Annotated in this window: 24 protein-coding genes; 8 read left to right on the forward strand and 16 right to left on the reverse strand. The window is 44.1% G+C overall.

Annotated elements, in window-relative coordinates:
• Positions 1-129: 129 nt before the first annotated feature.
• Positions 130-1674, forward strand: coding sequence for a S8 family serine peptidase (locus P3L37_RS15390; protein WP_109911754.1), 1545 nt, complete (start codon positions 130-132; stop codon positions 1672-1674).
• Positions 1675-1720: 46 nt separating this feature from the next.
• On the opposite strand, the gene P3L37_RS15395 is transcribed toward P3L37_RS15390, so the two are convergent.
• The 6 genes from P3L37_RS15395 to P3L37_RS15420 all read right to left on the reverse strand — a co-directional run bounded on the left by P3L37_RS15395 (position 1721) and on the right by P3L37_RS15420 (position 7527).
• On the reverse strand, positions 1721-2314 hold the full coding sequence (locus P3L37_RS15395) for an ATP-binding cassette domain-containing protein (protein ID WP_262417033.1): 594 nt from the start codon (positions 2312-2314) through the stop codon (positions 1721-1723).
• A 14-nt stretch (positions 2315-2328) separates the two neighbouring features.
• Entirely contained in the window at positions 2329-3105 is a 777-nt protein-coding gene (locus tag P3L37_RS15400) for an ATP-binding cassette domain-containing protein (RefSeq protein WP_109911752.1), read from the reverse strand.
• On the reverse strand, positions 3099-3911 hold the full coding sequence (locus P3L37_RS15405) for an ABC transporter permease (RefSeq protein WP_272667398.1): 813 nt from the start codon (positions 3909-3911) through the stop codon (positions 3099-3101). Before P3L37_RS15405 ends, P3L37_RS15400 begins: the two co-directional genes overlap by 7 nt.
• Positions 3908-4876: an ABC transporter permease gene (locus P3L37_RS15410; RefSeq protein WP_004908492.1), complete on the reverse strand. Its 969-nt coding sequence runs from the start codon at positions 4874-4876 to the stop codon at positions 3908-3910. Before P3L37_RS15410 ends, P3L37_RS15405 begins: the two co-directional genes overlap by 4 nt.
• Positions 4876-6429, reverse strand: a complete 1554-nt coding sequence (locus P3L37_RS15415; protein WP_272575798.1) for an ABC transporter substrate-binding protein — start codon at positions 6427-6429, stop codon at positions 4876-4878. The genes P3L37_RS15410 and P3L37_RS15415 overlap by 1 nt, the downstream gene beginning before the upstream one ends.
• Positions 6430-6669: 240 nt before the next feature.
• On the reverse strand, positions 6670-7527 hold the full coding sequence (locus P3L37_RS15420; RefSeq protein WP_004908486.1) for an AraC family transcriptional regulator: 858 nt from the start codon (positions 7525-7527) through the stop codon (positions 6670-6672).
• A gap of 447 nt (positions 7528-7974) precedes the next feature.
• On the opposite strand from P3L37_RS15420, the gene P3L37_RS15425 reads away from it, so the two are divergent.
• The 7 genes from P3L37_RS15425 to ureG are packed head-to-tail and all read left to right on the forward strand — an operon-like array spanning position 7975 to position 12987.
• Positions 7975-8811 (forward strand): urease accessory protein UreD, encoded by an 837-nt coding sequence (locus P3L37_RS15425; RefSeq protein WP_109911750.1) that lies wholly within the window; start codon positions 7975-7977, stop codon positions 8809-8811.
• Positions 8812-8831: 20 nt separating this feature from the next.
• The gene (locus tag P3L37_RS15430; RefSeq protein WP_004908484.1) at positions 8832-9134 is read left to right on the forward strand and encodes an urease subunit gamma; all 303 of its coding nucleotides are present in this window, start codon (positions 8832-8834) and stop codon (positions 9132-9134) included.
• Positions 9135-9142: 8 nt separating this feature from the next.
• On the forward strand, positions 9143-9466 hold the full coding sequence (locus P3L37_RS15435; RefSeq protein WP_004908481.1) for an urease subunit beta: 324 nt from the start codon (positions 9143-9145) through the stop codon (positions 9464-9466).
• 2 nt (positions 9467-9468) lie between these two features.
• Complete coding sequence (ureC, locus tag P3L37_RS15440) at positions 9469-11172, forward strand: urease subunit alpha (protein WP_222959909.1); 1704 nt, start codon at positions 9469-9471, stop codon at positions 11170-11172.
• Between the two features lie 23 nt (positions 11173-11195).
• Positions 11196-11672: an urease accessory protein UreE gene (ureE, locus tag P3L37_RS15445; RefSeq protein WP_109911748.1), complete on the forward strand. Its 477-nt coding sequence runs from the start codon at positions 11196-11198 to the stop codon at positions 11670-11672.
• 21 nt (positions 11673-11693) lie between these two features.
• On the forward strand, positions 11694-12359 hold the full coding sequence (locus P3L37_RS15450) for an urease accessory protein UreF (protein WP_109911747.1): 666 nt from the start codon (positions 11694-11696) through the stop codon (positions 12357-12359).
• Between the two features lie 10 nt (positions 12360-12369).
• A complete protein-coding gene (gene ureG / locus P3L37_RS15455; protein ID WP_004908472.1) occupies positions 12370-12987 on the forward strand; it encodes an urease accessory protein UreG in 618 nt (205 codons plus the stop codon).
• 44 nt (positions 12988-13031) lie between these two features.
• Here ureG and hypE read toward each other — a convergent pair whose 3' ends face one another.
• The 10 genes from hypE to hybA form a co-directional block, all read right to left on the reverse strand.
• Complete coding sequence (gene hypE / locus P3L37_RS15460) at positions 13032-14057, reverse strand: hydrogenase expression/formation protein HypE (RefSeq protein WP_071524532.1); 1026 nt, start codon at positions 14055-14057, stop codon at positions 13032-13034.
• Positions 14058-15170 (reverse strand): hydrogenase formation protein HypD, encoded by a 1113-nt coding sequence (gene hypD, locus P3L37_RS15465; RefSeq protein ID WP_004908463.1) that lies wholly within the window; start codon positions 15168-15170, stop codon positions 14058-14060.
• Complete coding sequence (gene hybG / locus P3L37_RS15470; protein ID WP_109911746.1) at positions 15154-15450, reverse strand: hydrogenase maturation factor HybG; 297 nt, start codon at positions 15448-15450, stop codon at positions 15154-15156. The genes hypD and hybG overlap by 17 nt, the downstream gene beginning before the upstream one ends.
• Positions 15441-16481, reverse strand: coding sequence for a hydrogenase nickel incorporation protein HypB (gene hypB / locus P3L37_RS15475; RefSeq protein ID WP_109911745.1), 1041 nt, complete (start codon positions 16479-16481; stop codon positions 15441-15443). The genes hybG and hypB overlap by 10 nt, the downstream gene beginning before the upstream one ends.
• 90 nt (positions 16482-16571) lie before the next feature.
• Positions 16572-16913, reverse strand: a complete 342-nt coding sequence (gene hypA, locus P3L37_RS15480) for a hydrogenase maturation nickel metallochaperone HypA (protein ID WP_004908455.1) — start codon at positions 16911-16913, stop codon at positions 16572-16574.
• Positions 16906-17397, reverse strand: coding sequence for a hydrogenase-2 assembly chaperone (gene hybE / locus P3L37_RS15485; RefSeq protein ID WP_004908451.1), 492 nt, complete (start codon positions 17395-17397; stop codon positions 16906-16908). The genes hypA and hybE overlap by 8 nt, the downstream gene beginning before the upstream one ends.
• Positions 17387-17884 carry a HyaD/HybD family hydrogenase maturation endopeptidase gene (locus P3L37_RS15490; RefSeq protein WP_004908450.1) on the reverse strand — a complete coding sequence of 166 codons (498 nt, stop codon included), beginning with the start codon at positions 17882-17884 and terminating at the stop codon, positions 17387-17389. Before P3L37_RS15490 ends, hybE begins: the two co-directional genes overlap by 11 nt.
• Entirely contained in the window at positions 17884-19587 is a 1704-nt protein-coding gene (gene hybC / locus P3L37_RS15495) for a hydrogenase 2 large subunit (RefSeq protein ID WP_109911743.1), read from the reverse strand. Before hybC ends, P3L37_RS15490 begins: the two co-directional genes overlap by 1 nt.
• The gene (gene hybB, locus P3L37_RS15500; protein WP_109911742.1) at positions 19584-20771 is read right to left on the reverse strand and encodes a Ni/Fe-hydrogenase cytochrome b subunit; all 1188 of its coding nucleotides are present in this window, start codon (positions 20769-20771) and stop codon (positions 19584-19586) included. The genes hybC and hybB overlap by 4 nt, the downstream gene beginning before the upstream one ends.
• Positions 20755-21741 (reverse strand): hydrogenase 2 operon protein HybA, encoded by a 987-nt coding sequence (hybA, locus tag P3L37_RS15505; protein ID WP_004908439.1) that lies wholly within the window; start codon positions 21739-21741, stop codon positions 20755-20757. The genes hybB and hybA overlap by 17 nt, the downstream gene beginning before the upstream one ends.
• Positions 21742-21743: the final 2 nt, after the last annotated feature.

Here is a 21743-nt window from a genome sequence, read left to right on the forward strand (position 1 = left end):
TAGTTTCCATTAAATTCTATTAAATTATCAATCTTGTCGTAAATACAATTTCCCTTTTAAATAACATACCCAACTTAATGCTTAAATAATTAAAAGCATATCAATATATGTTATATAAAAAGAGAATATATGAATATAAAAACCTTTAAATTTATCGATAAATATTCAAATGGCATTGTCGTTAACTTTGATAATAGAAACAAAAAAACAGTCACCATTAGCTTATTTTTAGATAATGAAAATATAGAAACCATATCAACTAATAATGACCATTATCTTTTCAAGGTAGATAAATCGGGGAACTACCACGTAACCATTTCATTTATAGATAGCAATAAAAACATTCACCACCTAATTGATAGCCCTGCTAGCTATTACTTCGCCCAACAGAAAACCAAGCAAAATATTAAAAAAGAATCCAAATCAAAAACAATAAATCATAAAATAGATGGAATTAATAAATATTTTTTAGAAATTAAATCTGAAATAAAAAGTTCGCATTTGATTATGGATATATTACCAAATGAACTAATGAATTCAAAATTAATATTAATCAAATCAAATATTGAATCCTCTGTTAAACAATATGAATACCTAAACCTTTATGGAGAAGATAATTTTGATCGTTTACTTGAACTATCACAAAAGATTGAACAATTAGATTATGTCAGCTATTGCTGTATTTGTCCTGACACGACCGGCTATCTTCCGCCAAAACTCCCTTTAAATAGTCAAGTTCTAGAAGAAGACACCAGTAGCAATGAGATAACCCCTAATTTCACTTATTTACAAAAATATTTAGATGCACCAATGGGTATGAATGTGAGAAACGCATGGGAAAAAAACATTGATGGTTCGCAAGCCGTAGTACGCCATTTAGACTTTGGTGTTTACAAAAACCATGAAGATCTCAAAAATTCAAATCTGATCGTCGTTAGTAGCCGCCCTGAAACCCAAGATTGTAATCATGGTACCGCATCAACAGGCTGTATTATTGCCACTAAAAATGCATTTGGTGTAACTGGCATTGCACACAATTGTCAATTTTATTTCTATGATACTGATGATCTCGATCAACTTACTAATGATGCCCAGCCTGGTGATATTGTAAGCTTAGACATTCAATTTTCTTTTGGCGAAAAATTACTTCCTGCCACAGCTGTGCGTAATTGGTGGGAAAGAATCAAAATTATGGTCGACAAAGGTGCAACGGTTATATTGGCAGCCGGTAATGGTGGGTTAGATTTAAGTGAACCCGGAGTTATGACTGATTTCGGTGATAATGGCAGTATGTTAGTTGGCGCGTGTAATAATCAGACTGGAAGTCGTGCTTATTTTTCTAATTACAATCAAAAAAGTTCATTAATTAATTCATGGGGAGATTGGAGTGTTACAACCACAGGGTATGGCTCACTACAAAAATACCCCGGTAATGAACGCAATTACACAAAAGATTACTCAGGTACATCTAGTGCGACTCCTTTGTGTGCAGGCGCATTAGCATTACTTCAAGGCTATGCTAAACAACATCAAATTATTTTATCTGCTTGGGGAATGCGCGAACTGATAAGAAAATCGACCTATACGGAAGGTGTTAACGATGGGATTGGCTATCGCCCGAATGTCAATGATTTATTAAAAGAAATTGATAAACTGGCCCAAATTACTGAATAATTGAATTATAGTTATGCCGTCATAACCGATGGCATAACATAACCTTTTATTTATCTGGGCTAAAAACACGGCTACACACTTTTTCTAATAACGCTTTGTTATGGCTAAAAATAATCATCGCCAATGGGCGCTCTTCCGATAATCTCACTAACAACTGCCAAATCTCTTTTTGCAAATTGGCGTCTAACTGTGCGGTGATTTCATCAGCAATCAAAATTTTCGTTCGCGGGTCAAGTGCTCGCAATAAGGCGATACGAGCAAGCTCACCACCGGATAACTCACTGGGAAGCCTTTCTAGCCATGCAGGTTTAATCGAAAAATACGCTAACCAGTGAGAGTCTGGCTGCCAAGCATCAAATACACTCGCACCGACCTTACGGTATGGGTTAAAACTTTTCTCTGGATGCTGAGGGACTAATTGAACCGGACAATAACCATGTCGAGGCAATGGTTGGCCGTCAAATAGAATGGTTCCTTGGGATGCTTTTTGCCACTGAGCTAATACTCGGCCTAACGTAGTTTTACCAAAACCACTGGGCGCAGATATTCCAAGGCGTTCACCGCTAGCCAGTGACAAACTAAAGTCATCCCACAGCCGTTGCCCACCTTGATCAATACATAAATTATTTACTTGTAAAATAGGTTCAGTAATACTCATTTACTTGCCATAAATTGATGTTCAGGTAACGCATTCCACAACGATTGTAGCCATTTTCCACCACCGCCTTGTTGCAGTTGTTGGCTGCTTAGCACTTCTTCCAACTCTCCGTTACGTAATAAGGCGATGCGGTCAGCAAAACGCACAGCCATGGATAAATCATGGGTGACCCATAAAACACCTCGGCCAACGTGACACAGTGATTTTATATTTTCGAGCAGTTGCATCGCATGGTCGTCATCCAACCATGATGAGATTTCATCCGCTAAAATATATTGTGCGCGGGAAAGTGTCGCACTGCTGGCGAGTACCCGTTTTGCCATTCCACCGGATAACTGGTTTGGGTAGCTATACACTAGTGAGCTTTGCAAATTATATTGCTGTAAGTGCCGTGCAACATCGTGCATTTTAATATGCTGCCCACTTAACACTGCGGCACGTTCTAATTGTGGGCCGATACGAATTAGCGGATTAAGCGCGCTAACCCCTTGAGGAATATAGCATAATGCATTACCACGGTGCTGAGCTTTGTTTTGTTCCGTCAGCCTTTTACCATTAAGGTGAATACCGCCACGACAGCGCATATTATGGGGAAGTAACCCCAAAACACTCTGTAATAACAAGCTCTTACCTTCCCCGCTCCCACCTACGAGTGCAACCATCTCACCGGGCTGAATATCTAAGGAAATTCCTTGTAGTAACGGAGCCCAACGTTTACGCCCTAACCAACGAAACTGCGCGACATCTACGGTGAGATTATCAAGACTCAACATACGCCCCCCTTCAACCATAGCTGCTGCAAGGCTTTAGCAAATTGGTCAAATAATAACACTAATCCGACTAATGCAACGCCTGGGAAAACCACCAGCCACCAAGCACCTGTGCTGAGGTAGCGCAATGCATCAGATAATAAAATACCCAGTGAGGGTTCATGGGGCGACAAACCAAAACCTAAGAAACTTAATGCCGCACTGTGTAAAACCGCATGGGGAAACATTAACAACGTTCCTACCATCCATTGCGGCAAAATCATGGGTAAATAATGATAACGCCAACGATAAAACGCACTGTTACCAATACGTTGAGATAACATAATGTAATCTGACTGACTAACTCGTTGTAACTCCGAACGTAAAATTAAGGCTAATTTTGGCCAATGTGTCAGTGCAACGGCCCAAATCACCCCCATTTTTCCACCACCCAGCGTAAAACAAATCAATACCAGTAATAAAAGATGCGGCAATGCCAACATAGCATCAATAATGCCACGCACCACGTAGTCCATAACTTTGCTTATTGAAGATAACCCCGCCATGACAAGAGCAATGGAACCACTGGTAATGGCAGCCATAAGGCCAATTTGCAAACTTGTTGCCACACCTTGAAAGGTTCTGGCAAATAAATCACGCCCTAAATTATCTGTACCAAATAGATGCGCCCACGAAGGTGGCAAGCGCCTATCGAGTAAATTCATTTCAATATCATTAAGGGAGAGGCCAAACGCATAAATACTAACGATGACCAATAAAAGTAATGAGAAAGCTAACTTAAATAAGGCGCGATTAGGGTTATAGGTCATGATCCTCTCATCACTCCCTTATTCACTTTTTTTAGCAGGCTGTCTGCTACCGTATTGCTTAAAAATATTAGCGTAGCGCATAACATGACGATCCCCATCAACAAGGGAATATCTCCACGTAGCCCCGCATCTATCGTTGCCTGACCTAAGCCTGGATAGGCAAATACTTTTTCAGCTAGCAATGCCCCACTCAATAATTCACCTACAGAAGCAAACTGCAAACAAATTGCGGGGGTGATGGCATGTTTCAACACGTGAAAACCCATCATTGACCAGCCATTATCCCCTTGAGCCCGTGCGTAATGAATAAATTCACTGCTCATCACCTCAACAACTTTGGCTCGTGTATGCAATGCGATATTACCCACGCCTAGCATACCCAACGCAATTACAGGCAAAATTAGGTGATGAAGTTTCTGTGAAAAAGTTGCCGTTTGCTCATCCAAGCCTATCGGCCAAGCGCAGCATATTGGAGCCCATTGTAATGTCACCGCGAACAAAGACAGCAACAGCAAACCGACCCAAAAAACAGGAATTGAAGCAAGTAAATAGCATAATGTTGAGATAAGTTTGTCTGGCCAGCGGTTTAAATAACGCCCAGCGACTAACCCTAGCGCAAAACCCACAATACCAGAAAACAACCAAGCACAAATAAGCAATGCTAAAGAAGGCACAAGGCGGTCAGCAATCACTTGAATTACAGGGGTATTATAGAGCATGGAATAGCCCAAATCCCCCTGTAATACTTGTGAAAACCAACGCCAGAACTGTACCCATAAAGGCTGATCAAGCCCCCATCGCGCAGCAATTAGCGCATATTGCTCAGGAGGCACGTGCAGTAAGTCATTGCCAATATAGGCTTTTATTGGGTCGATAGGCGAGTAACTCAGCAGGATAAAAATCCCCGCTGCCGTTACGGTTAATAAACCAAAAAATCGCAATAAAAGCCCAAGTGCGGTTCGCATTACTGACAGGTCCACGCCCATTCATCGACATTATTTAACACCGACCAAGATCCGTGAATTTCAGGAGCACTGGTACCTAAATCAACACAATTATTCAGTAAATAAATATGTTGTAGGTTCATCAACCAAGCCCACGGAGCATCACCTTTAATACCAACTCCCGTGCTACCGTTCCAATCTACTTGTTGCCATAACGGAATCGCCGCGTCTTGGTCAGCTTGTGCTAACGCTTTTTCGATTAGCTCATCAACGGCTGCATTTTTATAATAACCAGGGTTATAAAAGCCAACACCTGCTGCTTTACTACTGTAATTATGGACAATTTCCATCGGGTCTAAGCTTCCCCAACCAAAAAGTGTTGGGTTAGCATGCATGTGTAGCTCAACGGTTTCCCAGCTCCCCGATTTTAAATCCATCTCGATACCAATCGGTTTTAAGCTTGAACGGATTGCCTGCGCAAGGTCACGACGTGTGGTATCACCACTGGCATACCATAATGTCAGTTTTGCCACTTTGCCATTTTTCTCACGTAAGCCCTCTTTATTCAGCTTCCATCCCGCATCTTCTAAAATGGATTTCGCTTTTTCAAGATCACCATCTTTAAAAGCGGAGTCTGGGCTATTCCATGGCAGCCCTGCAACGCCGGTATAAGCCGGTACGGCAAAGCCTTCCAACACGGATTCCGCTAATAGTTTACGGTCAAGAGCATAGTTAATGGCTTTACGGACAGCAACATCTGAAGTGATGTCGTTACCGATAGGGTTACCTTGAGCATCTTTCTCACCGGCAGGTGGAATTGGGAAAGAAATGCCGCGGTTTTCCACGCTATAGCGCTCAACCAATTTCATGTTTTTCACATCATTAGCATTCGCCGCTACCGCAGCAGGGATACGAACAATTTCCAGTTGATTGCTTTGTGCCGCCGCAAAGGCCGCATCTTCATCAAGGAAAACAAAGACCATTTTACCAAAGTCATTTTTTGGCCCTGCATAATACGGATTTTGCTCGACAATCAGTTGCTGCCCCGGCTGGAATGCAACTAAACGATAAGGGCCTGCGCCAATTGGGTTATGTGCATAGGTTTTCGCATCATATTTATCGGCACAAACAATCCCTAACGAACCAAGTACATTAATAAAGGTACTTTGTGGGGAAGATAAGGTGATTTTTACGGTGAGTGGGTCAATTTCCTCTGCTTTGGCAAAATTCCCCATGTCCACCTTACCGCCACTTGCCGCAGCATTGTTATAGGTAAATACAACATCTTTTGCCGTTAACGGTGAGCCATCGGAAAATTTTAAGCCTTTTTTCAGCTTGAGTGTCCACTGTTTACCATCTGCATTATGTTGATAACTTTCAAGCATATAGCTATGCCATGAAAGGTCAGCCTTTTGTTTCAGTAATGGGCTATGCAACAGTAGGTAGCTGCCGTGGCTCCACCCGAGCATGGGGTCAAAACCCTCTGTTGGCTCTGAGCCAATCGCTAAACGTAAAGTTTGTGATTGAGCCGGTTCTGCCGCCTGTGCTTGCAGTGTGAGCCCCATCAAGCACATTGCGGCAACGATATTTTTAATCATACATCCCTCTATAGACAGATTTTATTTTTTATTTCATATAATTAATGACGTTATTTTCATTAATGTCGCTATTGGTGAGATATTCACTATGTGTAGAGTAACCAATATGAGTTATATTAAATTTAACGCCCTGATTGCTAGGCGCTACATCAATAGAACAGCGAATTTATTCGAGAAACCGTCAAAATTAAGCCGTTATTTGACTTACCTTAACAACTACTCATCAATTTCTTTGTCAAATTCAATTGGGTTAGAGTGCAAGGACAAATTGGTAATAAAATTCGGGTCGTTCGACTGCCTTGATTGCAACCGAAATTGAGAAGGCGTCATATTGTATTTTCGCTTAAATACATCGCAAAAATAGGCATTACTGCCAAAACCGCAACGATGACTAATTTGAAAAACAGAATAATTCGAAAATGTTAAATAATTCAACGCCATTCCCATTCGAACATCTAGCAGTAATTGACGAAATGACACCCCTTCACGGTTCAAATGGCGACGCAAAGTTGAAGGTGTCGTAAATAACGCTTTCGCGACATCGTCTAAATGCCATTTTTTTTGCGGTTCTTGGGTTATCAAATGGGTAATTGCTTGGTTTTTCGGTTCATCATAATTAAAACGAAACAGGTTAAGAATATCGATACCCTCTTGATATACCGCCATTAAAATAAAATATAGGCTCTGTTTCATTAACAATGCTTCTTGGGATTCACTCTGTTTTTTTAATGGTAAGCATTGTTTTAATAAACTAAAGTTATCTCTCACCGTTTCAGGGGGAGAAACATGGTAAATGGGTTGGTGGCTAGTCAGTGGCGCACCCGACTTCATCAATGTTTTTAGTAATAAAAATACCGATTGTAATTCTTCTTCTGACATCGACAAGGTGTGTAATTCAAGCGGCTGATTCACGGTGTTACACACAATATTGCAAGAAACTTGGCTATATTTAGGAATAATTAAGGTGACATCGGTTTCAATTTCAATGGATTGACCGTTGATCACGACATTTCCTTTCGCGCCAGTTAACATGGCTATCATCGCGTTTTCAATATAAAACGCTTTTAACACCATTTGGCTTTCCGAAAGAAAGAATTTATATTCCATAATCTCTATAAACTGCAGTTAATGTCAGAATGACTTCCCAAGAAAAGGGATTGTTGAATAGATATAAAGCCACGTAGCAAAAGCATATCAACCCCATATCAGTGCGGATGAGAATATAGTCCCGTTACGCTGAAATCGCAATATAGATATACGCTCATTTTTTACTGTTATTTTGATGGTTGTTATATTTTCTAAATAAAATGCTGTTTAATTGAAAGGCAATTTTCGATATAAGGTGTAGAATCGCGCGGCAGACACATGCAGCCAACAACACTGCATAATAATAATGATTTTGGTATTCACTCACACCCTACCCTACTTGCATTAGCTTTTACATCATAAATACCCAATTTTTGCTGGGGTATAGCTAAACATGTTCGCGTATTTTTAGTTGACTGAGTTGCAGGAGAAAGTATGTCTGATTTTTCAGGATCAGGCTGGTTAGCTGAAATTTTTTTACGATATGAACTAAAACGTGGCGTCACCCGCTTAACGGACAAACAACATATCGGCCCTTTAATGGTTCAGCGGCCATTCTACCCCGAGCAAGGAATTGCACACACGTATTTACTTCATCCACCCGGTGGCGTTGTCGGGGGGGATAAACTCCTTATCAATATTGATGTTCAACCACATGCCCATGCGTTATTGACCACGCCTGGTGCAACAAAATTTTATCGTAGTGCGGGCGGCGTTGCACGACAACTACAAAGCTTAACCGTCGCGCCCAATGGGTTCTTAGAATGGTTACCTCAAGAAAATATTTTTTTCCCTGAGGCTCAAGTTCGCTTAGAGACTCATGTTCGAATCGCAAGTTCATCAAAATTTATCGGCTGGGAAATCCAATGTTTAGGCCGACCCGTATTAAACGAGCAATTCGACAACGGTGATATTCGGGGCCGCTTGCAGTTTTATATTGATGACAAACTCACCTTGGCAGAATCCATATTTATCGAGGGTTCACAAAAACAGTCAGCCGTCATGCGTGAATTTCCTATGGTAGGTTCCTTGTATATCTACCCCGCCAGCGATGAATTAAAAGCTGAACTTCACGAGAGTTTGGCCGTGTTTTTCTCTACGGAAGTGAAGCCGCTTGAGTATGGACTGACTGATGTAGACGGTATTTTAGTATTGCGGTTATTAGGTTCTCAAACCGAGCCCATGATGGCTTGCTTCGCCCATATTTGGCAGGCAACAAGACAATACTGGTTAGGTTATTACCCTGATCCGCCGCGTATTTGGGCAACTTAAACGTTTTTTAGGAGCAAAAAATGGAATTAACCCCCAGAGAAAAAGATAAATTATTGCTTTTTACGGCAGGCCTCGTTGCTGAAAGGCGTTTAGCCCGTGGATTAAAGCTCAATTACCCTGAGGCGGTCGCATTGATCAGTTGTGCGATTATGGAAGGCGCCCGTGATGGCAAGACGGTTGCCCAATTAATGAGCGAAGGCCGAACCGTGTTAACCGCAGAGCAGGTAATGGAAGGCGTGCCAGAAATGATCAAAGACATTCAAGTGGAATGTACATTTCCTGATGGCACAAAACTGGTTTCTATTCACGACCCGATTGTATAGGTAACAACATGATCCCCGGTGAAATTAAAGTCAACCACGCTTTAGGCGATATCGAACTCAATGCAGGTCGAGAAACCCAAACAATACAAGTTGCCAACCATGGTGACCGCCCGATTCAAATTGGCTCTCACTATCATTTTTATGAAGTCAACGACGCCCTAAAATTTGAGCGCGTAGGCACACTGGGTTTTCGTTTGAATATCCCAGCGGGTATGGCGGTGCGTTTTGAACCTGGACAAAGTCGTACTGTTGAGCTCGTCGCTTTTAGTGGCAAACGAGAAATTTATGGTTTCCATGGCAAAGTCATGGGCAAGTTAGAGAGTGAGAATTAATAATGAAAACAATCTCTCGTCAAGCGTATGCGGATATGTTTGGTCCCACAATCGGTGACCGCTTGCGCTTAGCTGATACAGAATTATTTCTAGAGATCGAAAAAGATTTCACCACCTATGGTGAAGAGGTCAAATTTGGTGGCGGTAAAGTTATTCGTGACGGCATGGGTCAAAGCCAAGTCACCAGTGACCAGTGTGTCGATGTGTTAATCACTAATGCCATTATTTTAGACCACTGGGGCATTGTTAAAGCGGATATCGGAATTAAAAACGGCCGTATTGCGGGAATTGGTAAAGCAGGTAACCCTGATGTTCAACCCAATGTCGATATCGTTATCGGCCCCGGTACAGAAGTGGTTGCTGGTGAAGGTAAAATTATCACCGCGGGTGGCGTTGATACTCACATTCATTTTATTTGCCCACAACAGGCAGAAGAAGGTCTGGTTTCCGGTGTTACCACCTTTATAGGTGGTGGAACTGGCCCTGTGGCGGGTACTAATGCCACGACCGTCACCCCCGGTATTTGGAATATGTACCGCATGTTAGAAGCCGTTGATGAACTGCCGATCAACGTCGGGCTATTTGGTAAAGGCTGTGTCAGTCAGCCCGAAGCGATTCGCGAACAGATCGAAGCAGGCGCAATAGGCTTAAAAATTCACGAAGACTGGGGCGCTACCCCAATGGCTATTCACAACTGCTTGAATGTGGCCGATGAAATGGATGTGCAAGTGGCTATCCATTCAGATACGCTAAATGAAGGTGGTTTTTATGAAGAAACCGTGAAAGCTATTGCAGGGCGAGTGATCCACGTATTCCATACTGAAGGTGCTGGCGGTGGCCATGCCCCTGACGTCATCAAATCTGTTGGGGAACCGAATATCCTGCCTGCATCGACCAACCCAACGATGCCATACACCATCAATACCGTTGATGAGCACTTGGATATGCTAATGGTTTGCCACCACTTAGACCCATCGATTCCAGAAGATGTGGCTTTTGCTGAGTCTCGAATTCGCCGTGAAACCATTGCTGCGGAGGATATTTTGCACGATATGGGTGCAATTTCTGTGATGTCTTCAGACTCACAAGCCATGGGACGCGTTGGCGAAGTGATTACTCGTACTTGGCAATGCGCTCATAAAATGAAATTACAGCGTGGGACGTTAGAAGGCGACACTCTCGATAGCGACAATAACCGTATCAAACGCTATGTGGCGAAATATACCATTAACCCCGCTATCGCCCACGGTATCGCCCATGAAGTCGGTTCGGTAGAAATCGGCAAATTAGCTGATATCGTGTTATGGGACCCTGCATTTTTTGGTATCAAACCCGCCCTTATCATGAAAGGGGGAATGGTCGCCTATGCGCCAATGGGCGATATTAACGCGGCAATCCCGACGCCACAGCCAGTACATTACCGCCCGATGTTTGGGGCGTTAGGTAAAGCAAAATACCATACCTCGATGATTTTTATGTCAAAAGCCGGTATTGAAGCAGGTGTTCCTGAAAAATTAGGCCTACAGAGCAAAATTGGCCGGGTTGAAGGCTGTCGAAACATTAGCAAAACCTCAATGGTTCACAACAGTTATGTGCCGCACATCGAACTTGACCCACAAACTTATATTGTCAAAGCCGATGGCATCCCACTAGTGTGTGAACCAGCGACTGAGTTACCGATGGCACAACGTTACTTTTTATTCTGACCCCTAATTAAAAGAGCCTGAGAATGAAAAAATTTATTAAAGTGGTTGCTCCACAACCGCATTCACCAACCGCGTTAACCCTGTGCTTAACCATGGATGAGCGCACCAAAAGCCGTTTAAAAGTCACTTTAAGCGATGGGCAAGAAGCGGGGCTATTTTTGCCGCGCGGAACCATCCTGAAGGAAGGCGATGTTTTATCCACTGAAGACGGCGAGTTAGTCACCATCGAAGCCGCGAAAGAGCAAGTTTCTACGGTTTACAGTGATGACGCTCTGTTGCTTGCTCGCGTTTGCTATCACTTAGGTAACCGCCATGTTCCATTGCAAATTGAAGCGGGCTGGTGCCGTTATTTTCATGACCATGTGCTAGATGATATGGCCCGTGGATTAGGCGCTACCGTCAGTGTTGGTTTAGAAAAATACCAACCAGAACCAGGGGCCTATGGCGGCTCATCAGGTGGTCATCACCACCATCACGGCCACGATGATCACCACCACTAATCGGGTTCAGGGAGTTTGCCTATGTTAGCAGATCTACGCTTATACCAGTTAGTTAGCCCTTCTTTACCTGTTGGGTCATTTACCTATTCACAAGGCCTAGAATGGGCGATTGAAAAAGGCTGGGTAACGACACCTGATACCCTTGCTGGCTGGCTAACCGCACAAATGACCCATGCGATTGCGACATTGGAACTCCCTGTTTTACGGCAAATTCATACTTCCCTTTCCCTTGGTGATATTGAAGCGGTGAAATATTGGTGTGAATTTATGATTGCCAGCCGTGAAACCAAAGAATTGCGTCAAGAAGAACGGCAACGAGGAATTGCTTTTGCCCGACTACTTCCTCAGCTAGGTATTGAACTGGATGCTAACCTGCAAACCTGCGTGAAACAAACCCAGCTAATGGCTTTCGCTCTCGCCGCAGTAAATTGGCAGATTGACGTTGAAAAATTGTGCACCGCGTATGCATGGGGTTGGCTAGAAAACACGGTGATGTCCGGTGTTAAGCTTATCCCTTTAGGGCAAAGCGCAGGGCAAAATATTTTATTTACCCTTGCTGAGCGCATACCCGAAGTGGTTACGCAATCGGCAATCTGGCCAATAGACGATATTGGCAGTTTTACACCTGCACAAATTATTGCCAGTAGTCGGCATGAAACCCAATACACACGACTTTTTCGTTCATGAGAAAAATGCTATGCAAGAATATAATCAACCCTTAAGAATTGGTGTCGGTGGGCCAGTCGGCTCAGGAAAAACCGCATTATTAGAAGTGTTATGTAAAGCCATGCGCGACACTTACCAAATTGCCGTTGTCACTAATGATATTTACACCCAAGAAGATGCCAAAATTTTAACCCGTGCCGAAGCATTAGATGCAGATCGCATTATTGGTGTTGAAACTGGTGGCTGCCCTCATACCGCTATTCGTGAAGATGCATCAATGAATTTAGCGGCAGTTGAAGAGTTAGCCATGCGCCATAAAAACCTTGATATCGTGTTTGTGGAAAGCGGCGGCGATAACCTCAGCGCGACGTTTAGTCCAGAGCTGGCAGACTTAACTATTTATGTTATCGATGTTGCTGAAGGCGAAAAAATCCCACGTAAAGGCGGCCCGGGGATCACTCATTCCGATTTATTGGTGATTAACAAAATTGACCTTGCACCCTATGTCGGCGCCTCATTAGAAGTGATGGAAGCCGATACCGCAAGAATGCGCCCAGTAAAGCCCTATGTGTTTACTAACTTAAAGAAAAAAGTCGGCTTAGAAACCATTATCGAGTTTATTATCGATAAAGGTATGTTAAGACGTTAATAGATTTGAACGCCCTATAGGTTTTATCTATAGGGCATTTTCAATTAACAAATACGGGGTAAAGGCTCACTGTGGGGTAAATCTAATAACCTTGATGTACCGAAGATCCCAACCAATTTGACTTGTTTTTGCTCAGTCACACAACCAATCGTGGCTGCATCTTTCCCTAATGGGTGTTGGTGTAGTGCAGCAATCACCGCACTTTCCGCTTCAGGTTTCACCACAATCACTAATTTGCCTTCATTCGCAAAGTTTAACGGCTCTAAGCCCAATAGCTCACACACCCCCCTAACCACAGAAGAGACAGGTAAATCGCCTTCATTAACAGCAATTCCACAGCCGCTAGCTTGGGCAAATTCATGTAGGATTGCCGTTACACCACCACGAGTTGCGTCTCGTAATGCCCGAACGCCGTCAATTTCACGTAGCGGTGCTATCAATGGCGTTAATACTGCACAATCACTGCAAAGCTCCGCTTCTAACCCAAGTTGTTCGCGTAGGTTTAAGATAGTGGCACCATGGTCACCCAACGTACCACTAACAATCACTTTATCCCCCGCTTGAATATGCTGAGCTCCCCACTGGATATTGCTCGGGATCACACCAATACCGGCCGTATTGATAAAAATTTTGTCTGCCGCCCCGCGCTGCACGACTTTGGTATCGCCGGTCACAATATCCACACCCGCAGCCGCTGCCGTTGCCGCCATGGATTCCACAATTGAGGTAAGTTCAGAAAGTGGAAAGCCTTCTTCCAAAATAAAACCGCAAGAAAGGTATTTGGGGATCGCACCACTGACTGCAACGTCATTCACTGTGCCGCAAACGGCTAATTTACCAATATTGCCCCCGGGAAAGAAAATCGGGTCGACGACATAGCTATCAGTACTGAATGCCAAACGGTCGCCTAATACGGTCATTTCCGCCAGTGCTAGCCGAGCTTGGTCTTCCCGCTCATTCAACGCTTGGTTAGCAAATGCCTGCAAGAACAGTTGTTCAATTAATTGCTGCATCGCCTGCCCACCACTTCCGTGAGCCATCGTCACTACATTGTTAGCATTACGACTCATTTATGCCTCCCGACGATATTGATAATAAGCTGCACAGGCACCTTCAGAAGAAACCATTAATGCACCAAAAGCAGTTTGTGGCGTACAACGACGCCCAAATAACGTACATTCGCTGGGCTTACAGCGCCCTGTTAAAACCTCACCACAGCGCGCTTGCGGGTCATCCGCCACTTTATGGGGCTGTACCTGAAAACGCCTCTCGGCATCAAAAAATTGATAAGCTTGGGTTAATTGAACCCCTGAACCTGCAATTTCCCCCAATCCGCGCCACTCACTGGTTTGTTTGAGTTCAAAAACTTCCTCTAGCGCCTTAAGTGCTAACAGGTTGCCTTCATTAGCCACAATGCGTTTATATTGGTTTTCTACCTCACAACGGCCATCGGCGATTTGGTCAATTAACATGGCTAATGACTGCAAAATATCTAGGGGTTCAAACCCTGTGACAACCAAAGGCTTATGGAAGTCTTCGGTAATAAACTGGTAGGGATGCGCGCCAATCACCATGCTCACGTGCCCTGGCGCTAAAAAACCGTCAATACGCACATCCGGTTGTTCAAGTAAGCTACGCAAGGTGGGAATAATCGTAATATGCTGGCAGAACACACTAAAATTGGCTAGTTGGCGGCGTTTTGCTTGCTGCAAGGTGATTGCGGTGCTCGGCATGGTGGTTTCAAAGCCTAAGCCAAAGAAAACCACTTGGCGATGGGGATGCTGCTCTGCTAATGCCAAAGCATCTAGCGGTGAATAAACGATGCGGACATCCGCCCCATTACGCTTGGCGTCAAGTAAAGAGCCCTTTTCGCCCGGCACTCGCATTGCATCACCATAAGTACAAAAGATAACCTCTGGGTGCTGTGCAATTTCAATACAGCCATCAATTCGTCCCATTGGTAAAACGCACACAGGGCAACCTGGCCCATGAACAAATTCAATTTCAGCGGGTAATAACTGGTCAATACCAAACTTAAAAATCGCGTGGGTATGGCCTCCACAGACTTCCATGAGCTGCAATGGACGTCGTTTCGCTTGAGGTATTTCATTCACCCGTTGATGAATATGCGCCAATAGCGCTTTTGCAAGAACAGGGTCGCGAAATTCATCGACGTACTGCATCTGTTGCTCCTGCATTTAAACCGCTAAAATCACCAACTTCATGGTCTAATTGACTCATCGCGGTTAAGGCATCCAAGGTAGATTGTGCTTCTTCTTCATTGATGATACTCATGGCAAACCCGACGTGCACCAATACCCATTGGCCTAATAAATCAGTGGGGTCGCCTTCACAAATTAGGCCAATATTAACATCGCGTTTTACACCACAAACATCCACTTGAGCGAGTTGGTGAATATCTTCACCAACTGCAACTATCTTGCCAGGAATACCTAAGCACATAGCTGTGTCTCCAACCATGCCAGCCATGCATCCATCCCTTCGCCACATGTCGCAGACACTTGAATAACTTGGATATTGGGGTTCACCTGTTTGGCATTGGCAATACACGCATCGACATCAAAATTCAGGTATGGCAATAAATCAATTTTATTCAATAACATAATATCTGCTGCCGCAAACATATGTGGATATTTGAGAGGTTTATCTTCCCCTTCCGTGACCGACAGCACCGCCACTTTATGGCGCTCCCCTAAGTCAAAACTGGCAGGGCACACGAGGTTCCCAACATTTTCGATAAATAACAGGCTGTTATCTGATAAATCTAAACGTGCCGTTGCATCGTGTACCATTTGTGCATCTAAGTGACAGCCTTTTCCTGTATTCACTTGAATCGCAGGCACACCCGTTTCGCGGATCCGTTGTGCATCATTAGTGGTTTGTTGGTCACCTTCAATCACTGCACAATTGATTTTGTCACGTAGTCTTAATAAGGTTTCTGTGAGTAAGGTCGTTTTACCAGAACCCGGGCTAGAAACGAGGTTCAATGCCAAAATATTTTTCTGGTTAAAATCCTCGCGGTTATGTTCTGCCAGATGGTTATTTTTATCTAATACATCCATCTCAATTTGTAGCATGCGCTTTTGGCTGATCCCCGGTGCATGGGTACCCGCTTCACCGTGACCATAATCAAGGTCATGGTGTTCCCCAGCTGGTTTAAAACTCGCCTCTGCCGTTTGATAAATATGTTTATGCTTATGTTTGTGTTTATGCTTTTTAGATTTATTTTCAGCAGGTGCGGGTTCATATTGGTGATAATGGTTATGCACATCACCTTGATGATAGTAATGGTGATGAATAATCACTGTTTGCCCGTGAGATTCATGATCATGGTGGTGGTCATGATGGTCGTGATCGTGGTGGTGGTCGTGACCATGATGCTGGTCATGGTCGTGATGATGATCGTGACCATGATGATGGTCATCCCCCTCAATTTTTCGCTCTCCCGATGCACATCCACAAGTACTACACATAAGTTTCACTCCCAACCGCTAAATTGTTAAATTAGATTAATACATAATCTATTGAGCCTGGTTGATACACCTCAAAGTCAGTTCCAAAAGCTATTCCACTTCCAACTCTTTGATGCGCAAACTCTCTCCACTCTCAACTTTCAGGTTCAGCCCCTGACAGCGTGGACAAACCGATTGGTGGCTGTCTACCTCCACCGTTTCACTGCAATCCCAACACCATGCTTGTGCGGGCGAGTAAATGATGTGGAGCTGGCAGCCTTCTGCAACCGTACCACGGCAAACGACATCAAAGCTGAAGCGAAAGGCACTCTCTTCAACACAAGAGAGCGCACCAATTTCAAGCCAAACACCAGTGACTCGGCTAACTGCATTTTTTTTCGCCTGCTGCTCAATAATTTCTATCGTACTTTGGCATAACGAAATCTCATGCATCCTGCCCCCTTAAGTGACGGGTAAACAATGCCCTGCGTTCAGGTGCTTGAGGAATATTTGGGTCACTCACTGGGAGCGATAGCAATATTCGCTGGCAATCATCCACTAGGTGAATACCTTGTTCCGGTGTCATTTTCTTTTCTAATGGTGACATTAATGAGCAAGCAACATATTGAGTTAAACCGTCTAATTCACCCACGGTATACGTCATTTCACCATAGGGAAGAATTAACCCAACCTTGTCACCGACCACGCGGTGAGGCCAATATTGTTCAGGCCCCGGTAGAATAATCGCACTGAGCATCCATGGCGTGATCACCACGCCCACCCATTGCCCGTCAAACAGTGAGAATTCACTGGCATGCACTGGCATCGTTGGATGCAAAAATGACAAATCATGCATTGATTGTTCAGCAACGCGCGTAAATGCGGCCTCCACCAGAGGCCGAGGGTTAGTGTCATAACCTAAGATTTCATCCGGCATGCAAACTCTCTTCTTTTGCTATGATTTCCAAGCCTTCGCTTCGCAAAACCTCAATGACCTTTTGTAAAGCAGGCTCTAAAGCGGCCTGCCCAGTTGCTGTCAAACCAATATGCGGTTCGAGGGATTCAGGCACAACACCCACTAATGTTAGCTTCTGTGGGAATTCATCGGTTAAATGCAAAGCCGATAGCACATCTGATAAACCGAGTTGATGCGGGGAGATTTTACGCGTAAATAACGCAGGAACTTCGTCATCGCGCAAGACTAAAATCGAGCCAGCCTGCTGGCTCGATAACACGACGTCAGCAATAATTAAATGGTCTCTATCCGCCATTGGGCCAATTAGCTCCATTCCTGCCGTTCCGCCATCAAGTACTTCTACGCATTCAGGTAGATGATAGCGCTGTTCTAAAGCCTCAACGATGCGTACCCCAATACCTTCATCGCTGAGCAGTATATTGCCAACACCTAAGACTAAAATACGCATTACAGCACCTTAACCTTAGTGACTTCGCCACCTTCAGGGTCAACAATGTGCACCGCACAAGACATACAAGGGTCAAATGAGTGAATGGTTCGCACCACCTCAAGGGGTTTAGATGGGTCAGCAACGGGAGTTCCTACCAATGCTTGCTCATAAGGGCCCGGCTCATCATTGAAATTACGAGGGCCGGAGTTCCAAGTAGAAGGTACTACCGCTTGGTAATTTTCAATTTTACCGTCTTTGATAACCACCCAGTGGGATAACAAACCTCGAGGTACTTCACCAAAACCAACACCTTTAATAGTGACATTTTCTGGGAAAATTGGTTTTACAAAGGTGGTGTGATCCCCTTTTGCGATGTTGTCCACCAGCGCTTGCCATTGAATTGACAAGGTTTCATTCAATACACAGCAACGAACACTACGTCCGATAATCCGCCCCAATGTTGAATGCAGTTGATCCACACTAATACTGTTACCTGTCAATGTTTGATACAGGTTTACCACATCATTAAAGTGTTTTTCTGTCGGTTCATGTTTTGCCGCTAGTTTGCACAGTAAGTCTGCTAATGGCCCCACTTCGACGGTTTTATCATAGAAAGTCGGTGCTTTTACCCATGAATATTTACCGTCATCATCCCAACCGGTGTAATCTGGGTTCGTGGTACCTTCCCACGGTGCTTGAGGTTCATTTTCTTTGTACCATGCATGTTTGCTACTTTCTTTGATACCGTTGATCAAATACTCGTCTGTATGGCTAGTAATGGGGCGATAAGTACTAAAATCGCTGTTTTCAAGATAACCGCCCGGTAATAGGAAGCTCCCGTTTTTACCATCCATTGGCATTTCAGGCATGCACATGTAATGTTTCGCGCCTTGACCGACTTCGAGCCATTCAGGGTAGCCCGCGGCAATCACCGCTGCGTCAATCTTATACACTTGCTCAATAAAATCCCCTAAACGGTCAATAAAGGATTTCACATACATCAAACGTTCAAGGTTCAGAACCCCGACACCATCAAGGTTAATAGGGTTTGCCACACCACCAACTGCAAGGTTTTGAATATGCGGTGTTTTCCCGCCTAATAACGCCACAATACGGTTAGCATCTCGCTGACATTCAAGGGCTTGTAAATAGTGGGCCACGGCAATTAAGTTTACCTCAGGCGACAGCTTCATCGCTGGGTGCCCCCAATACCCATTAGCAAAAATACCCAATTGCCCACTGGCAACCAGTTTTTTAATTTTGTCTTGAACTCGTGTGAACTCTTCTGGGCTATTCAGTGGCCACGTCGAAACGCCTCTTAGGATTTCGGCCGCTTTATTGGGGTCTGCATTCAGCGCAGAGGTGATATCCACCCAATCTAACGCAGATAATTGATAGAAATGAACAATATGGTCTTGAATGGTATGCGCGGCTAGAATCATATTACGGATATACTGCGCATTAACAGGGACATCAATATTTAAGGCACTTTCAATGGTGCGTACCGATACAATACCGTGCACTGTAGTACAAACCCCACAGATACGCTGCATAATCATCCAAGCATCACGGGGGTCTTTCCCTTTGACTATCTCTTCCATACCGCGCCACATCGTGCCTGAAGCCCAAGCCTTGGTGACTTTTCCATCTTCAATTTCACAATCAATGCGTAAGTGACCTTCGATACGAGTGACTGGGTCTATTGTTATACGTTGGCTCATGCTTTACCTCGGGCCTCTGAATGGCTCATCGTTGTTTTTTTCAATGCTGGAATAACAGGTAATAAGCGGATCAATAAGATATAAGCGCATACCTCTATTGCCACGAAACCTATTGAAATTAAAAGTTCTTCTGTTGTTGGGAAGTAGTCGTATCCGCCTCCGGGGTTGAATGCAACGAGGGAATAGCTCATCCGCCACATGGCAGCGCCAATCAACATGCTTAAACCGCTTGCATATAACCACCGTGAATCATTTCTTAGTGATGGCATGCGGAAAATAATCAATGGGAAAACCATTAATGCGGTTTCTATCCAGAACATCATGGCGTAGAAATCGGTATTGAAGATATGGTGCAATTTATCTCGATAAATCAGCTCCCCAAAACGACAGACCAAAAACAGTACTAACAGTACCTGCAAGATACGAGTGATACGAACAAACAGTGGTCGTTCATCTGCGCCCTGCCCACGTAATGCGGCTTGGAGTAATGACCCTTCAAAAATGACAATCGAAAAGCCCATAATGAATGCGGTTAGTAATGAGAGTAATGGCAGCATTTCATAACTTTGCCAAATAGGATGAACTTTATACCCTGCCGAAATCATCAATGAACCCATTGATGATTGGTGCATCATCGGCAATAACGCTCCTAGCGCAATAATGAAAAACATCACTTTATTTAAGCGTTTTAACGAAACTTTCCAACCAAAACGTTCACACAGTGCGGGGGCAAATTCCAATGCCATCACACCAATATAAATCGTCATACAAACCGCAGTTTCAAACAGCACCGAATTGGTGTTAAAGAAACCAGGAATGTAAAAGTAAGGCAAGTTCCAGTAGCGACCTACGTCAATGGTGATGGACAACCCACCGAGAGAGTAACCGAACAAACTGGCTAATAGTGCGGGACGCACTAACGGATGATATTCACCGCGGTTAAATACATATACTGCCCAAGCCAGCGCCCAACCACCACAAGCAAAACCGGTTCCAATCAGTAAGTCAAAAGCAATCCAAATTCCCCAAGGATAGCCACCATTTAGGTCAGAAACTGAACCTAGGCCGAAGACTAAACGTTTAACTATCAAGATGACACAAATCAGCACTAAGGGTCCAAATACCATGATTGGCCAACTGACTAAACGCCCGCCTAGCGGCTGTTCTTTATGATGCGTCGTCATTTGAGTCATCTCCTTCGTGTTTGTCATTCTTGGTATTGCGATACACCAAGAAACTCAACCCAGCCAACGCGGCCAATGGCAGTACCATGCCTTTATAAAGCGTGTGCTGCACATACTCAGAACGGGCTCCTGTGGACAACTGTTCTAACTCAGGCAGCCCAAGGTTTTGATAGGGTACACCTGAAAGAACAATAACTTGCGTGCCACCGCCTTCGATCTCGCCATAAACATGAGCCTCATATTTCGGTACTTTAATGACATTCGGGTCATTGCTATGTAAGGTTTGTCGTGGGTAACCGTACTCATCACCCACTTTGAGTGTTAAGCGTTTTTTGGCTTCCGCGAGCAATTCTTCTCGCGTTCCGAAAATCACCGCGCCCGTTGGACAAACTTCAACACAACCGGGTAAGCCGCCTTTATCTAAACGTTCGACACCTTTTTGGTTACATAACTCGCATTTATGAATTGCGCCAAATTTGTCATCGTAGGCATATTTCGGAATATTAAAAGGACACGCCACCATGCAATAACGGCAGCCGGTACATACGCTGGCATCGTAATGAACAATGCCAGTTTTTGGGTCTTTCTTCAGGGCTTGAACAGGGCAAACCGACACACAGTTAGGGTCAACACAATGCATACATTGTTTTTTAATGTAGGCGTAACCGTCTTTTTCTTGGTCTTTATTAACGCCTGTTCCGCTACTCCAAACCTGAATAATATTGTTGGTATAAGGGGTTAGTTTGTCATTATTTGACCAAGTTTGTTCCCCGACCGGGTTACGTTCCGGATGGTTAATATCTTGGCATTTTGTCACGCATGCCTGACACCCAATACACAGGGTCGAGTCATATAGCATTCCCAAAGAATTGGGAATCGGCGGACGGTTTTCAGGCCCCGCCAAACTGGGTGAACTTCCCGCAAGTAATGCTCCCCCCGCGGAGAGTTTCAGAAAATTTCGTCTATTCACGG

This window comes from Providencia sp. PROV114 (genome assembly GCF_032704305.1).
GTDB lineage: Bacteria > Pseudomonadota > Gammaproteobacteria > Enterobacterales > Enterobacteriaceae > Providencia > Providencia rettgeri.

Excerpts from the sequence above, each read along its gene's own strand:
- ureG (WP_004908472.1), top strand. The coding sequence starts at position 12,370 with ATGCAAGAATATAATCAACCCTTAAGAATTGGTGTCGGTGGGCCAGTC.
- hybC (WP_109911743.1), bottom strand. The coding sequence starts at position 19,587 with ATGAGCCAACGTATAACAATAGACCCAGTCACTCGTATCGAAGGTCAC.
- hybB (WP_109911742.1), bottom strand. The coding sequence starts at position 20,771 with ATGACGACGCATCATAAAGAACAGCCGCTAGGCGGGCGTTTAGTCAGT.
- P3L37_RS15415 (WP_272575798.1), bottom strand. The coding sequence starts at position 6,429 with ATGTGCTTGATGGGGCTCACACTGCAAGCACAGGCGGCAGAACCGGCT.
- ureC (WP_222959909.1), top strand. The coding sequence starts at position 9,469 with ATGAAAACAATCTCTCGTCAAGCGTATGCGGATATGTTTGGTCCCACA.
- P3L37_RS15410 (WP_004908492.1), bottom strand. The coding sequence starts at position 4,876 with ATGCGAACCGCACTTGGGCTTTTATTGCGATTTTTTGGTTTATTAACC.
- hypD (WP_004908463.1), bottom strand. The coding sequence starts at position 15,170 with ATGCAGTACGTCGATGAATTTCGCGACCCTGTTCTTGCAAAAGCGCTA.
- hybE (WP_004908451.1), bottom strand. The coding sequence starts at position 17,397 with ATGCCGGATGAAATCTTAGGTTATGACACTAACCCTCGGCCTCTGGTG.
- P3L37_RS15450 (WP_109911747.1), top strand. The coding sequence starts at position 11,694 with ATGTTAGCAGATCTACGCTTATACCAGTTAGTTAGCCCTTCTTTACCT.
- P3L37_RS15490 (WP_004908450.1), bottom strand. The coding sequence starts at position 17,884 with ATGCGTATTTTAGTCTTAGGTGTTGGCAATATACTGCTCAGCGATGAA.
- P3L37_RS15435 (WP_004908481.1), top strand. The coding sequence starts at position 9,143 with ATGATCCCCGGTGAAATTAAAGTCAACCACGCTTTAGGCGATATCGAA.
- P3L37_RS15420 (WP_004908486.1), bottom strand. The coding sequence starts at position 7,527 with ATGGTGTTAAAAGCGTTTTATATTGAAAACGCGATGATAGCCATGTTA.
- P3L37_RS15430 (WP_004908484.1), top strand. The coding sequence starts at position 8,832 with ATGGAATTAACCCCCAGAGAAAAAGATAAATTATTGCTTTTTACGGCA.
- P3L37_RS15400 (WP_109911752.1), bottom strand. The coding sequence starts at position 3,105 with ATGTTGAGTCTTGATAATCTCACCGTAGATGTCGCGCAGTTTCGTTGG.
- hypB (WP_109911745.1), bottom strand. The coding sequence starts at position 16,481 with ATGTGTAGTACTTGTGGATGTGCATCGGGAGAGCGAAAAATTGAGGGG.
- hypA (WP_004908455.1), bottom strand. The coding sequence starts at position 16,913 with ATGCATGAGATTTCGTTATGCCAAAGTACGATAGAAATTATTGAGCAG.
- hybG (WP_109911746.1), bottom strand. The coding sequence starts at position 15,450 with ATGTGCTTAGGTATTCCTGGCAAGATAGTTGCAGTTGGTGAAGATATT.
- P3L37_RS15390 (WP_109911754.1), top strand. The coding sequence starts at position 130 with ATGAATATAAAAACCTTTAAATTTATCGATAAATATTCAAATGGCATT.
- ureE (WP_109911748.1), top strand. The coding sequence starts at position 11,196 with ATGAAAAAATTTATTAAAGTGGTTGCTCCACAACCGCATTCACCAACC.
- hypE (WP_071524532.1), bottom strand. The coding sequence starts at position 14,057 with ATGAGTCGTAATGCTAACAATGTAGTGACGATGGCTCACGGAAGTGGT.
- P3L37_RS15405 (WP_272667398.1), bottom strand. The coding sequence starts at position 3,911 with ATGACCTATAACCCTAATCGCGCCTTATTTAAGTTAGCTTTCTCATTA.
- P3L37_RS15425 (WP_109911750.1), top strand. The coding sequence starts at position 7,975 with ATGTCTGATTTTTCAGGATCAGGCTGGTTAGCTGAAATTTTTTTACGA.